This is a genomic window from Alcanivorax sp. HI0044 (assembly GCF_001634945.1).
Genome location: NZ_LWEZ01001123.1, coordinates 1 through 12,988, shown reverse-complemented (window position 1 = coordinate 12,988; position 12,988 = coordinate 1). Strand labels below are relative to the sequence as shown.

Below are 12,988 nucleotides of genomic sequence, written 5' to 3'. Positions count from 1 at the left end.
TCATCATCGCCGTTATACATGGGCACATCGGCGATCTCGCCGATGGTGATCGTCATGCCTGATGGGGCCAATGCCTGGGCCGCTCGTACCAGCCCCCGGTTATAGGATTGCTCCCTGAGACTGCCTGCTATCGCCAGAACCTTCATGCCATTACTCCCTGTTTTCTGAATCGGTCAACGCAAAGCCACACTGTAGCGAATGCGCATCCCAGCTTCCTCCACACTCGCGCTAGTGACAAGCCATAACCATCATCATCGCCGGGCCATTTATCCCCCATATGGGTGACGCATTTCTGTCACGCCCCGCTTACCATTCCTGAACGATTCACGGATAGCTGCTCGCAATGCCCATTGATATCACCCACTCCAACGCGCCCTTTATTCCCGGCCCGGCTCTCTATCAGCAGCTGGCCATTCTTAATGGCCTGTTGATCCTTGGGCTGAGCGACAAGAGCAGTGAGGCACAACAGATTCAGCATTTGAGTCTTGATCATCAACAACACATCACGCTGTTTCGTGGCAGCAGCCAGAGCCGTTTTGGTATGGCGTTCCGGTTTCATCGCCAGGATGTGGAGCAGATTGAAGGGGTGACACTGGAAGACGGGCGAGGGCATCTGCTGTTGCACACCCGGCCGGCGGCGATTCAGAGCCTGACGTTTATGCCCGGAAAAACCGCCACGGATACCGGCTACAACGCCGGCACCCTCAGCAGTGTGGATTTGTTGGTGCCGGCCAACCGGCTGGAGCAGGCGCAAGCCGCGCTCACTCGCATCTTTCGAATGGCAGGCTCCAGCTGGTCCCCCGGCCTGCCACCACATTGGCAGGGCGGCCAGGGGTAGCGGCAACGTTTATAGCAACGAAGGCTCCGCCGTCAGCGTACCATCGCGATAATCGCGCAGGGCCTGATTGATTTCTTCCTGCGTATTCATCACGAAGGGGCCGTACTGTGCAATCGGTTCGCCCAACGGCTTTCCCGCCAGCAACAGCAAGCGCGCACCGTTTTTTCCCGCCACCAGGGTGACACTGTCACCATCGGTGAAGGTGGCCAGGTGATCGGTCTCCACCGTTTCCCCTGCCACCCTGACGCGGCCTTCGAACAGATACAGAAAAGCGTTATAGCCCTGCGCCAGCGGAACCGTAAGCGTTTCCTCCGGGCGCAACACCACGTCCAGATACAACGGGTCCGCCTTGCCGCCTTTCACCGGAGCGCTGAGCGTCTGCCCTGCAAGGGTTACCTCTCCGGCAATGGCCTTGACCTGGCCGCCGCTGGCCAGATCCAGTCGCGGGATCTCATCGTCGCTAATATCCCGATACCCGGCAGGCTGCATTTTTTCCGCCGCCGGCAGGTTGATCCACAACTGAAAACCGCGCAGTAAACCGTCTTTCTGCTGCGGCATTTCTTCATGAATAATGCCACGGCCAGCGGTCATCCATTGCACGCCTCCCTGCTTGAGATCCCCTTCATTACCGAGATGATCCCGGTGGCGCATATGCCCTTCCACCAGGTACGTCACCGTTTCAAAACCCCGATGCGGGTGGGGCGGGAAACCGGCAATGTAGTCATCCGGGTTGTCGGAGGAAAACGCATCCAGCATCAGGAACGGGTCCAGTCGCACGGCCGGGTTAGAACCCAGCGCCCGCTTCAGACGAACGCCAGCACCATCGGATGTATCCATTGCCCGAATCGTATTGAGAATTGTGCGTTCCATGGGAACCTCCTGTGTTAAGCCTGACGCCAGATGCCGGACGCCCGACAAAACATCGCCAGCGTCTCGCCTGTGTCAGGCGCTGATAATTTCTCGCTCGCCCAGGCGTTCGCGGCCGTGGGGCGTGGTCCAGTCCAGTTGCGGCCCGATGGAAATAATCCCGTGGGGATTCACCGTCGGGTGGCTGCAAAAATAATGGTGGCGAATGTGCGTCATGTTCACCGTGTCCGCCACGCCGGGCAACTGATAGATCTCTTTCAGCAAGCCCTGCAAATTCGGGTAATCGCTGATCCGCTGACGGTCGCACTTGAAGTGCGTGACATACACCGGGTCAAAGCGAACCAGTGTGGTCCACAAGCGGATGTCCGCTTCGGTTAAGGTGTTACCCACCAGGTAGCGTTGTTTGCCGAGCAAGTCCTCCAACGCATCCAGGCGCTGGAACAAGGTCACCACAGCGTCGTCATAGGCCTCCTGGCTGGTAGCGAAACCCGCCTTGTAAACGCCATTGTTCACATCGTGATAAACGCCTTCGTTAATGCTGTCGATTTCTGCTCGCAGCGCCCGGGGATAATAATCGCCCGGGGTGGCACCCAGCCCATCGAAGCTGCTGTTGAGCATGCGGATAATGTCAGCCGATTCATTACTGACAATAGTGCCGCGCTGCCTATCCCACAGCACCGGCACCGTCACCCGGCCGGTGTAGTTGTCATCCGCTTTCAGGTACAACTCATAGAGCTTGCTAAAACCATGAAGCGGATCACCGGTGGCGCCGTCAAAATCGTCGCGCAGCTCCCAGCCGTTCTCCAGCATGTGCGGGTGCACCACAGACACGCCAATATGGTCCTGCAAGCCTTTCAGCGCACGCATGACCAGAGTGCGGTGGGCCCACGGACAAGCCAGGGACACATACAGGTGGTAACGCCCGCTTTCCGCCGGGAAGCCACCATCACCACTGGGCCCGGCGCTGCCATCGGCAGTGACCCAATTACGGAACTGACTTTCCGAGCGCTTGAAACGCCCACCGGTGCTTTTGGTGTCGTACCACTTGTCCTGCCACTTTCCGTCGACTAACAGTCCCATGGTTATCTCCTTGCGTTGACTATCGAGGAGCGAATAACGAGGAGCGAAAGGCAAAACGCTTGTCCTGATTTTCGAAACTTGTTACTCGCTTATTGTCACCAGCGTGTTACCCCGCCAGCGCCGCCTGTGCTTCGCTCATGGCTTTCTCTTTAGTCTCGTCACCCATGTTCAGCCCCTCCGCGTAAACGAAGTTCACATCGGTGATACCGATAAACCCGAAGAACAACTTGATATACGGCGTTACCGTATCGTTCTCGGTGCCGGCATACAGCCCACCCCGGGCCGCCAGCACCGTCACGGATTTATCATCCAGCAGGCCCAGCGAACCGTTTTCGGTATAGCGGAAGGTGATGCCCGCCCGCGCCACATGATCGATCCAGCTTTTCAGCTGGCTGGGAATGCCGAAGTTGTACATGGGCAGGCCCAATACAATGTGATCGGCGGCTTTCAGCTCGTCGATAAGCGCCAGGGAAAAGGCGTCCACCGCCTGCTGTTCATCGTTGCGCTGCTCGGGCGGTGTAAAAAAGGCGCTGACGCGATCGCCGTCCAGATGCGGAACCGGATCCGTGGACAGGTCACGAACGACCACGGTGGCCTGCGGATGCTGTGCTTTCAGCGCGTCCAGCTGCGCATTGACCAGCGCAGACGAATTGCCGTTATCACCAAACACACTGCTTTTGATCACCAGAATATTCATAACCCTAACTCCCTTTATTCCTGCAGCCGGCCCGGTGGTCGGCATGATTGTTTCGATGGGTCTATTGTGGTTTCAGTAAATAAGATATAAAACGGGATAAAACTGCACATTTAGCTCAGGAATTTCGATATGTCAGCCAAGATTACCCTGGATCAATGGCAGGCCCTGCTCGCCGTGGTGGATGAAGGCGGCTACGCCAGTGCCGCTGAGGCCCTGGACAAGAGCCAGTCGGCGATCAGTTACGCCGTGCAGAAGATCGAAACCGAGCTGGGCGTGCGCGCCTTCACTCTGGAGGGGCGCCGCGCCAAGCTCACCGAAACCGGGCAGATGCTGTACCGGCAGGCCAAGGTACTGGTGGAAGAGGCCAACCGCATCGAAAGCGCCGCCATCCAGCTGAGTCAGGGCTGGGAGCCGCTGGTGCGGGTGGCCGCCGACGGCCTGTTCCCCCAGCACTGCATGCTTTCCGCGCTGGATGCCTTTGCCCAGCACAGCCCGCTGACCCGGGTGGAGTACAGCGAAACCATCCTGTCAGGCTCCGATGAAGCCCTGCTGCGCAAGGAAGCGGATTTGGTGGTGGGCGGGCGTGTGCCACCGGGGTTTTTCGGCGACCCCTTGATGCGGGTACGCTTTCTGGCGGTGGCCGCCGCCGACCACCCGCTGGCCCTGGCCGATCACCTGACCCACGAAGACCTCCGCCAGCACCGCCAGATCGTGATCCGCGATTCCGGCAGCCGCCGTATTGATTCCGGCTGGCTGGGCGCCGAACAGCGCTGGACCGTCTCCCATTCTTCCACCCGCATCGCGGCGATCCGCCGTGGGCTGGGCTTTGCCTGGGTGCCGGAGGCCGAAATCGGCGACGCCCTGGAGACCGGTGCGCTGAAGATACTGGCCCTGGATGAAGGCGTGGAGCGTATGGTGGATCTGTATCTGATTTATGCCGATGGCCAGTATGCGGGCCAGGCCGCGCGCTATCTCGGGGAACGGATTCGCGATGCGGCTGCCTTATCTTGTCCAGGGGTGACCGTTTAAATAGCCATCCTCACCCGGACATGACACACCGGGCGTAGAATAAGGATTCGAGCTCAACGTCAGGAGATTGCCATGCAACGATTACCGATTCCGGCCTTACTGGTGCTCACCACGGCACTGCTACTCAGCGCCTGTGTCAGCCCGGTGGTGATCGACAGTCAGTCCGGCGCCGATCTGCAGCAATACCGCACCTACGCCTTTGTACCCCAGGACCAGGACAAACCCCGTGAGCTGGATGACCAGCGCGCCCAGGCTGCCCTGAAACAGGCACTGGCCGCCAAAGGTCTGTCTGCCGCCCCCCCTGACCAGGCCGATGTGCAGGTGAAACACTTCTTCAAACGCGAGCAGCGCTTCGATGGCTCCACCCTCCAGTTCGGCTTCGGCTTTACCCGCAACAACATTGGCCTGGGCGCCAGCACTCCCACCGAGGGTGAAATCAGCGAGGAATACAAACTGGTGGTGCAACTGATTGATCAGCAGAGCAAGGATGTGGTCTGGCAGGCCACCAGCCGCGACGAGCTCCACGATGACATGAGCAGCGAACGCCGCAGTGCACATATCGAAAAAGCCGTCGAGGACATGTTCAAACGGTATCCGTAACCGGCCAGCTCAAGGTGGCGCGGAGCCCGGCGCCGGCACGGTTTTCCAGCGCCAGTTGACCGCCACTGCGGGCCATCACCGAGGCGACAATGGCTAACCCCAGACCGGTTTGCCCCCGGTCTCCCCGGTGCCCGCGCGTACACAATGCCTCCGCATTGCCCGTTATCCCCGGCCCCTGATCTTCCACATGGATATGCAAGTCCGTCGCATCCGCCACCACCCGAATCCACACCGGCTCGCCCGGCGGTGTATAGCGCAACGCGTTCTCCAGCAGGTTGCGTAATGCCAGGCTGGCCAGGGAAGGAGACGCCAAGGTCATTGCAGCACACGCCACGTCATCCCGCTGCACTGCCGCACGCTGCGGATGCCCGGCGAGTTGGGCCAGACTGTCATCGATAACCGCCTGCACCGGGCGCGGACAACTCTGCGGCACCCCATCCAGGCGGGCCAGCGCCAGCAGCTGCTGCAGATTATCTGCCATTCGCGAGCTGGCGTTTTCCGCCGCCGCCAGCGCCGCCATGGCCGGTGCATCCGGGGGCAACTTCAAGCGGGCCACCTGCAACTGGGTTTTCAGGGCAGCCAGTGGCGTACGCAGTTCGTGGGCCAGATCGTCGGTCAGCCGCCGCTCGCGCAACAGCGCTTGCCGGGCCTGATCAGCCCAGCGATCCAGCGCCGCCACCAGGGGCACCAACTCCGTGATCCCGGCCGCGCTGGGTGTCGCTGACGCCGCCTGCACCGGGCGCGACTCAAACTCCCTGCGCACCGCGTCCAGCGGCGCCAGGCCGCGGCTCACGGCCCAGCGCACCGCCAACCACGCCCCCAGCAGGGCCAGCAACAACCCCACCAGCAACGCCCAGGCCAGCGTCGCCAGCAACGATTCACGCACCGCCATGGGTTCGGCGGTGGCAACCCGTACCTGCCCCTGGCTGACGGTATAAACGCGCCAGCGTTCACCCGCCAGGGAGCGCTCTGTAAAGCCGTCCTGGCTGCTGGCAAGGTGGGCGGACGGCGCGCCGCCGGAACGCGCCAGAATCTCGCCACGCAAGTTCATCACCTGGCAAAACAGCCCGCTATTTACCACCGCCTGCAGCTCCGGCTTGGCGGATAACGCCGGTGCACTGGCATTGGCCATGGAGGCCACCATCCGTGCAGACGCCGCCAGACGCTGGTCCAGCGCCGTGCCCAGATGCTGCTTGACGGTATTGTGTAACCACAGTGCCAGCAGCAGCCAGACGCTCAGCAAACTGAACGCCACCAGCCACAACACCCGGGAACGCAGCGAGCGCGCCATCACGACGGCGCCCCCAGGCGATACCCGCCACCGCGCACGGTTTCCACAATGCCGCTGCCCAGCTTGCGGCGCAGGTTATGGATATGCACCGCCAGCGCGTTGCTCTCCACGCCATCCACCCAGCCATAGACACGGTCGGCCAGCTGGTCCGCCGTGAGCAGCCGACCCCGGCTTTGCAACAAGGCAAGCAACAACGCCATCTCCCGCCGTTGTAATTCCACCTCCTGATCCGCCAGCCAGACCTGCTGGCGAAACGGGTCCACCCGCACCCGGCCATGTTCAATCAACGGACTCGCCTGGCCGCGACTACGGCGCAGCAGTGCCTGCAAACGCGCCGCCAGTTCGCCCAGATCAAACGGCTTGACCAGGTAATCATCGGCACCGCGCTGCAAGCCATCAATGCGGTCCTGTACCGCGTCCCGGGCAGTGAGGATCAATACCGGCGCAGTGAGCCCGGCGTCGCGCCACTGGCAAAGGGCCTGGCCCCCATCCTGGTCAGGCAGCCCCAGATCCAGCACTAACGCATCGAACTCCACGCTTTTCCAGGCAGCCAGCCCTTCGCGCGCACGCGTCACCCAGGCCACGGTAAACCCCATGGCCTGCAGCCCGGCCTGAATACCATCACCCAGCAAGGCGTCATCTTCGATCAATAAAATATGCATGTGGCTCTGACCCGGTTAGGCTGCGCAAGTTGCAGCCCAGTGTCGGCGCCACCGGTTAACCCACGGTTAATGCAGCCGGGCCACACTGGCGCTTCCCTGACATGGAGAGACCGTGGACGCTGTCATCATTGGCCCACTGGCCCTGCCGGCAGGCACTTTTGTCGTGCTCACCGGCTTTTTCGCCGCCAGCCTCACCAGCCTGTGGTGGCAACGCCGTGGGCAACGCATCGAAGCAACGCTATGGCTGATTGCCATTACCGCCGTGCTGGGGGCGCGACTGGCGTTTGTGTGGCGCTACCAGAACCAGTACGACTCCTGGCTGGCCATGCTCGACATCCGTGACGGGGGCTGGTGGTGGCCCGGTGCGTTGGTGGCGCTGGCGGTGCTGGCCGTCAGCCTGTACCGGCAACCCCGCGTCCGCGCTGCGCTGGTGTCTGCCAGTGCCGCCGCGCTGCTCTGCATGACGCTGACGTTTGCCGCACTGGAAGCCCTGTCGCCAACGCCCAGCCCGTTACCGGAGGTCACCCTGTACAATCTGCAAGGGGACGCCACCACGCTGAAAGCGGCATCCAGCGGGGTAACGCTGGTAAACCTGTGGGCCACCTGGTGCCCACCGTGCCGGCGGGAAATGCCTGTGCTTGAGGCCGGGCAGCAGCGCTACCCCGGGGTGCGCTTTATTCTTGCCAATCAGGGGGAGAACCCCCATCAGGTCCGCCAGTACCTCACCGAAGGGCAGCTCCACTTTGAGCACCTGTTACTGGATCCACATGCGGATCTGGGTCGCTATGCGGGCAACCGTGGCCTGCCGCTAACCCTTTTGTTCGATCAGCAGGGCCAGGAAGTCGGGCGCCATTTTGGCCCCCTCTCCGACGCCAGCCTGCATCACTTTCTTAGCCAACACCTTCCGGGAGACACTCCATGATCAAACCTGCTGCCTTGCTGCTCACCCTGCTGATGCCCCTGATCGGCCAGGCCGACGACGGCCCCTCCATGGACAGCCTGCTGGCCAAGCTGGAAGCCAGCACCTGGGTAGCGGAAGGCCCACAGCAGCCGCAACGAGTGGCTTATGTGTTCACGGATATGGCCTGCCCCTACTGCGCCCGGTTGTGGGAAAACATGCAGCCCATGATCGAAGACGAGGACAACGTGCTACAGGTACGCCATATCATCGTCGGGCTGATCAATCCCAAACGCAGCTTCACTCAAGGCGGTGCCGTGCTCGCTGCCCCGGACCCGGCCGCCGCACTGGCCGAGCACGAAGGCCACTTTGACGACGGCGGTATCCGCCCGCTGGAGCGAGTCCCCGACGCCATCCGCAGCCAGATCCAGAGCAACACCGGGCTGATGATCGGACTGGGCCTGCAAGGTACACCGGCCCTGATTTTCCAGGACAGGGAAGGGCGCTGGCGCGTGGCGCCGGGGGTCGTTGGGGAAGCCGATCTAAGAGAGGAAGTGTTTCAGCTGGAAGAGAGGTAAAACGCACTTTGTAGGAGTTCCCTTCCAGGGGACGAACCGAGCGACAGCGAAGCAGTGGCCGCCTTTGACTGCAGCTCGCCTCACAGGAAAAGCATCACCCGGTGAACAGAGGATTGGCTTTCGCCAATATCGCGCTACGCTCAGTTCGTCCCCTGGAAGGGAACTCCTACAGCGGCTTCGTAGCGGGTCTGACTCAATCCGACAGCCAGCTCACCTTGCCCTGGCACACGGTCAGCTTCACGCTGCCCTTGAGCTGGGCATGACGCCAGGGGGAATTGTTGCCGGCGGACAGCCAGTCTTCGCTGAGGTTTTTATCCGCCGCCGGGTCCAGCACACAGAGGCTGGCGGGGCGACCGGTTTCCAGCTGGCCCGCCTGGATTCCCAGGCAACGGGCCGGAGCCGCAGTGACCGCATCCAGCGCCCGCGACAAGCTCAGTTTGCCCTCGCTGACCAGTTCCAACACCAGCGAGAGCAGCACATCCAGCCCGGCCATGCCCGGTTTGGTGGCCGGGAACGGCGCCGCCTTGCTGGAGGAACCAATGGGGGTGTGCTGGGAGCAGATTGCGTCGATGGTGCCATCGGCCACGGCTTCCAGCAGGGCCTCACGATCGGCGGCGCTGCGCAGGGGCGGGATCACATGGCAATGGCTGTTGAAACCTTCCAGCGCCGACTCGTCCAGCAACAGGTGCTGGATGCTCACGTCCGCCGTCACCGGCAAGCCGCGCCGTTTGGCGGCGCGCAGCAGGCGCAGGGAATCGCGGCTGGAGATTTGCTGGAAGTGCGCCCGCACTCCGGTGGCTTCCACCAACAGCAGATCGCGGGACAGGTCCACGCTTTCTGCCACAGCGGGAATACCGGGCAACCCGAGGCGGGTCGCCACCGGCCCTTCATGGGCACAGCCCCCGGCGCTGAGCGCCGAATCCTGCGGGCGGAACATGACCGGCAGATCGAAGGTAGCGGCGTATTCCAGGCTGCGTTTGAGCACCAGCGCATTGGCCACCTTGCCGCCGGCATTGCCCACGGCAATACAACCGGCCCGCGCCAGAGTCGACATCTCCGCCAACTGCTCGCCCAGTAAGCCCTGGGTCATGGCGGCAATCGGCATGATACGGGCAAACCCGGCCTGGCCGGCCTGTTCGCGAATCAGGCGCACCACCGCCGTGGAATCCACCGGGCCACAGTCCGGCTGGGCCGCCAGATGGGTGATTCCCCCGGCCGCCGCGGCGCGGGTTTCACTGGCGATATCGCCGGCGCGGCCGCTACCGGGCAGCGACAGGTGCACACAGGCATCCACCAGCCCAGGCAGCACCCAATGGCCGTCGGCCTCCACGATATCGGCCCCCGGTGCGTCCAGGCTGGCGCCGATGCGCGTCAGGCGGCCGTTTTCAATCAGCAGGTCGGCCACATCATCACGGCCACTGGCCGGGTCGATGACACGGCCCTTGCGGATCAGGATATGGGCGCGGTTACGGTTAGCGCTGGCCACGGGCACCTCCTGCTCCTTCCATGCTTTGTGTGGAGGCAGCCAGAGCATTGCTGTCGCTGTCCTGGCCGCTGATGGCCATGGACATGACGGCCATGCGCACGGCGATGCCGAAGGTGACCTGGTTGAGAATCACCGAACGGGGGCCATCGGCCACTTCCGAGGCGATTTCCACTCCCCGGTTTATCGGGCCGGGGTGCATGACAATGGCGTCATCCTTGGCGAAATGAAGCTTGTCGTTGTTCAAGCCATAGAGACGAAAGAATTCGCCTTCGCTGGGCAGCAGGGCCGAATCCATGCGCTCTTTCTGCAGGCGCAGCATGATCACCACATCCACGTCTTTCAGGCCCTGGGCCATATCCGTGAACACGGTGGCGCCCAACGCTTCCGCATCCACCGGCAGCAGCGTCCTGGGACCGATCAAACGGACTTCCTCGGCACCGAGAATATTCAGTGCGTGAACCTGGGAGCGCGCCACCCGGGAATGCAGGATATCGCCGACGATGGCCACTTTCAGCCCGCCGAACCCGCCCTTGTAGTGGCGGATGGTATACATGTCGAGCATGGCCTGGGTGGGGTGGGCATGGCGCCCGTCACCGGCATTGATCACCGCCACGTTGGGCGTTACTTCGTTGGCAATGAAAAACGGCGCCCCGGAATCCTGGTGGCGCACCACGAACATGTCCGCCGCCATGGCTTCCAGGTTGCGCAGGGTATCGAGCAAGGTTTCGCCCTTGCTGGTGGCGGACTTGGCAATATCCAGGTTGAGCACGTCAGCGCTGAGCCGCTGGGCCGCCAGCTCAAAAGTGCTGCGGGTACGGGTGCTGGATTCGAAAAACAGGTTCACCACGGTCTTGCCGCGCAGCAAGGGGACTTTCTTGATCGCCCGGCCACCCACATCCACAAAGCTTGCTGCGGTATCGAGAATATCTTCCAGCAAGGAACGGGGGAGGTGCTCAGTGGTGAGAAAATGGCGAAGCTTACCGTCGTCGGTAAGTTGTACGCGGGAGGATGGCGCAAGCGTCGGCGTCATTCTTAGGACCTTGTCTCTCTGTTGTCCTCACTGACCAGTTCGCGGATCTCCGCAATTAGCGGTGAGGGCCCCCGCAATTCTACCCGCTGATGGGGTGGCAATGCCAAAGTTTCCCCACAAATATCGGCACGAATTGGCAATTGTCGGTGGCCGATGTCGAACAGCACCACCAGAGAGATAGACGCCGGGCGACCAAAATCGAACAACTCGTTCATGGCCGCACGGATGGTGCGCCCGGTCATCAGCACATCATCCACCAGCAAAATATGCTGGCCATCCACATCAAATGGCAGCTTGGACGGCGTCACCGTGGGCTTGAGTCCACGGGTGTCGAAATCATCCCGGTAGAACGCCGGATTCAGTGAGCCCAGCGGCAGAGCCGCAGGCAAACGGTCATTGAGCGCCTGCGCCACCCAGGCGCCACCGGATTCAATCCCCACCAGCAGTGGTGACTTATCCGCAAAGCGCTCATTAATGGCCGCCGCCATCACATCCAGGTGTGTCTGCAATTGTTGCTCATCCCAGCTCAAGGCCGTTCTCCCACAGTCCATAAGGCATATCCAAGGCGTAAGAGTAGCAGAAGGCCGGGCCACTGAGGCAATCAACGGAACAGCTGATCAAACCGTTCAGTTTTTTGCGCTGTGTCCCGGACCACAATGCCGACAAGCTAGAGGCATACGCACAACGCCTGTAAGTTTTGTAATCAACGGAACCTGATGCGCGGCGTGGACTCTGAACAAGTAAGGGATCGCCCAGCCATAAGGGCGGAGAACACTGGAAGGGAACCCTCATGAAACTGCGCAACGACTCGCAACGCTTTGGCGCCATTGCCGTGCTGTTCCACTGGCTGGTGGCATTGGCGGTGATCGGCCTGTTTGCGCTGGGCTTTTATATGGTGGACCTGGGCTATTACGACCCCTGGTATCGCAAAGGCCCGGACCTGCATCGCAGCATCGGCGTTTTGCTCTTTATTGCCATGCTCCTGCGCCTGGGCTGGCGCTTTATTTCACCGCCACCGGCACCGCTGCCCACCCACAAGCCCTGGGAAAAAATCAGCGCCCATCTCACTCACTGGGCCTTGTATCTGCTGTTATTCGTGGCCATGGTCAGCGGCTACCTGATCAGCAGCGCCGATGGCTCGTCCGTGGATGTATTCAACTGGTTTTCTGTTCCCTCGGTGAGCGGCCACCAGACCGGCCTGGAAGACACCGCCGGGCTGATTCACTACTGGGCCACCTGGGCCGTGATCGGGCTGGCCAGCCTGCACGCACTGGCCGCCATCAAACATCATCTTTTTGATCGCGACGACACCCTGCGCCGCATTCTCGGCCTGGCGCCGCGAACCACAACGCACATCTCAAACGACACTCACAACCCATCTTAATCACCCGAAACGGAGCTTGATGCTTATGTTGACGTTATTGAAAAAAACCACTGTCCCCGCCCTGGCGCTGCTGCTCAGCAGCATGGCGTTCGCCGACCAGCCCGGAGGCACCTATCAGTTCGACAAAAAAGGCGCCCACCAGTTTGTCACCTTCAAAATTTCCCATCTGGGTTACAGCTGGCTGTATGGCCGCTTCAATGATTTCAACGGCACCTTCACCGTGGATGCTGAAAACCCGGAGAACAGCCAGGTAACCGCCACCATCCAGACTGCCAGCGTGGACAGCAACCACGCCGAACGCGACAAGCACCTGCGCAGTGATGATTTCCTGGACGTGAGCGAATACCCCACCGCCACCTTCAAGAGCACAAAGATTGAAAAAACCGGCGAGAAAACCGCAAAAATCACCGGCGATTTCACCCTGCATGGCGTGACTAAACCGGTAACCCTGGATGCCAAACTGATCGGTTACGGCGATGATCCGTGGGGCGGCTACCGCATGGGCCTGGAAGCCTCCACCACACTGACGCTGTCCGACTTCGGCATCA

General features: G+C 61.5%; 16 protein-coding genes. 7 read left to right on the top strand and 9 right to left on the bottom strand.

All coding sequences use genetic code 11. From position 1 onward, the window contains the following. A partial coding sequence (locus A3730_RS13545; protein WP_197477480.1) for an NADPH-dependent FMN reductase occupies positions 1 to 146 on the bottom strand: 146 nt, incomplete at its 3' end. A gap of 197 nt (positions 147 to 343) precedes the next feature. On the opposite strand from A3730_RS13545, the gene A3730_RS13540 reads away from it, so the two are divergent. Next, complete coding sequence (locus A3730_RS13540; protein WP_063521031.1) at positions 344 to 838, top strand: hypothetical protein; 495 nt, start codon at positions 344 to 346, stop codon at positions 836 to 838. A gap of 9 nt (positions 839 to 847) precedes the next feature. Here the strand turns inward: A3730_RS13540 and A3730_RS13535 are convergent, their stop codons facing one another. From A3730_RS13535 to A3730_RS13525, 3 genes are all read right to left on the bottom strand, one after another. Continuing rightward, on the bottom strand, positions 848 to 1,708 hold the full coding sequence (locus tag A3730_RS13535; protein ID WP_063521032.1) for a pirin family protein: 861 nt from the start codon (positions 1,706 to 1,708) through the stop codon (positions 848 to 850). 72 nt (positions 1,709 to 1,780) lie between these two features. Next, complete coding sequence (locus tag A3730_RS13530) at positions 1,781 to 2,785, bottom strand: glutathione S-transferase family protein (RefSeq protein ID WP_063521033.1); 1,005 nt, start codon at positions 2,783 to 2,785, stop codon at positions 1,781 to 1,783. Between the two features lie 106 nt (positions 2,786 to 2,891). Next, positions 2,892 to 3,482 carry an FMN-dependent NADH-azoreductase gene (locus tag A3730_RS13525; protein WP_063521034.1) on the bottom strand — a complete coding sequence of 197 codons (591 nt, stop codon included), beginning with the start codon at positions 3,480 to 3,482 and terminating at the stop codon, positions 2,892 to 2,894. Positions 3,483 to 3,611: 129 nt separating this feature from the next. Here A3730_RS13525 and A3730_RS13520 point away from each other — a divergent pair, with 129 nt between their 5' ends. Together A3730_RS13520 and A3730_RS13515 are read left to right on the top strand one after the other, a co-directional pair. Beyond that, positions 3,612 to 4,511: a LysR family transcriptional regulator gene (locus A3730_RS13520; protein WP_063538245.1), complete on the top strand. Its 900-nt coding sequence runs from the start codon at positions 3,612 to 3,614 to the stop codon at positions 4,509 to 4,511. 72 nt (positions 4,512 to 4,583) lie between these two features. Beyond that, positions 4,584 to 5,111 carry a DUF4136 domain-containing protein gene (locus A3730_RS13515; protein WP_063521334.1) on the top strand — a complete coding sequence of 176 codons (528 nt, stop codon included), beginning with the start codon at positions 4,584 to 4,586 and terminating at the stop codon, positions 5,109 to 5,111. Here the strand turns inward: A3730_RS13515 and A3730_RS13510 are convergent. Further along, positions 5,095 to 6,402, bottom strand: a complete 1,308-nt coding sequence (locus tag A3730_RS13510) for an ATP-binding protein (protein WP_063538243.1) — start codon at positions 6,400 to 6,402, stop codon at positions 5,095 to 5,097. The two genes, A3730_RS13515 and A3730_RS13510, sit on opposite strands and share 17 nt — an antisense overlap. Further along, positions 6,402 to 7,064 carry a response regulator gene (locus A3730_RS13505; RefSeq protein ID WP_063519776.1) on the bottom strand — a complete coding sequence of 221 codons (663 nt, stop codon included), beginning with the start codon at positions 7,062 to 7,064 and terminating at the stop codon, positions 6,402 to 6,404. Before A3730_RS13505 ends, A3730_RS13510 begins: the two co-directional genes overlap by 1 nt. Before the next feature lie 112 nt (positions 7,065 to 7,176). On the opposite strand from A3730_RS13505, the gene A3730_RS13500 reads away from it, so the two are divergent. Both A3730_RS13500 and dsbG read left to right on the top strand, forming a co-directional pair. After that, positions 7,177 to 7,986 carry a TlpA disulfide reductase family protein gene (locus A3730_RS13500; protein WP_063538241.1) on the top strand — a complete coding sequence of 270 codons (810 nt, stop codon included), beginning with the start codon at positions 7,177 to 7,179 and terminating at the stop codon, positions 7,984 to 7,986. Then, positions 7,983 to 8,540 (top strand): thiol:disulfide interchange protein DsbG, encoded by a 558-nt coding sequence (dsbG, locus tag A3730_RS13495; RefSeq protein WP_063519774.1) that lies wholly within the window; start codon positions 7,983 to 7,985, stop codon positions 8,538 to 8,540. Before A3730_RS13500 ends, dsbG begins: the two co-directional genes overlap by 4 nt. A 193-nt stretch (positions 8,541 to 8,733) precedes the next feature. Here dsbG and A3730_RS13490 read toward each other — a convergent pair whose 3' ends face one another. Genes A3730_RS13490 through pyrR form a run of 3 tightly spaced genes read right to left on the bottom strand, consistent with a single transcriptional unit; the run spans position 8,734 to position 11,607 of the window. After that, positions 8,734 to 10,026 (bottom strand): dihydroorotase, encoded by a 1,293-nt coding sequence (locus tag A3730_RS13490; RefSeq protein WP_231880592.1) that lies wholly within the window; start codon positions 10,024 to 10,026, stop codon positions 8,734 to 8,736. Next, entirely contained in the window at positions 10,013 to 11,056 is a 1,044-nt protein-coding gene (locus A3730_RS13485; RefSeq protein ID WP_063519761.1) for an aspartate carbamoyltransferase catalytic subunit, read from the bottom strand. Before A3730_RS13485 ends, A3730_RS13490 begins: the two co-directional genes overlap by 14 nt. A 2-nt stretch (positions 11,057 to 11,058) precedes the next feature. Next, a complete protein-coding gene (gene pyrR / locus A3730_RS13480) occupies positions 11,059 to 11,607 on the bottom strand; it encodes a bifunctional pyr operon transcriptional regulator/uracil phosphoribosyltransferase PyrR (RefSeq protein WP_063519760.1) in 549 nt (182 codons plus the stop codon). Positions 11,608 to 11,846: 239 nt separating this feature from the next. Between pyrR and A3730_RS13475 the strand changes: the two genes are divergently transcribed. Continuing rightward, a complete protein-coding gene (locus tag A3730_RS13475; RefSeq protein WP_063519759.1) occupies positions 11,847 to 12,440 on the top strand; it encodes a cytochrome b in 594 nt (197 codons plus the stop codon). Between the two features lie 19 nt (positions 12,441 to 12,459). After that, the coding region (locus A3730_RS13470) for a YceI family protein (protein WP_231883958.1) at positions 12,460 to 12,988 on the top strand (529 nt) is incomplete at its 3' end.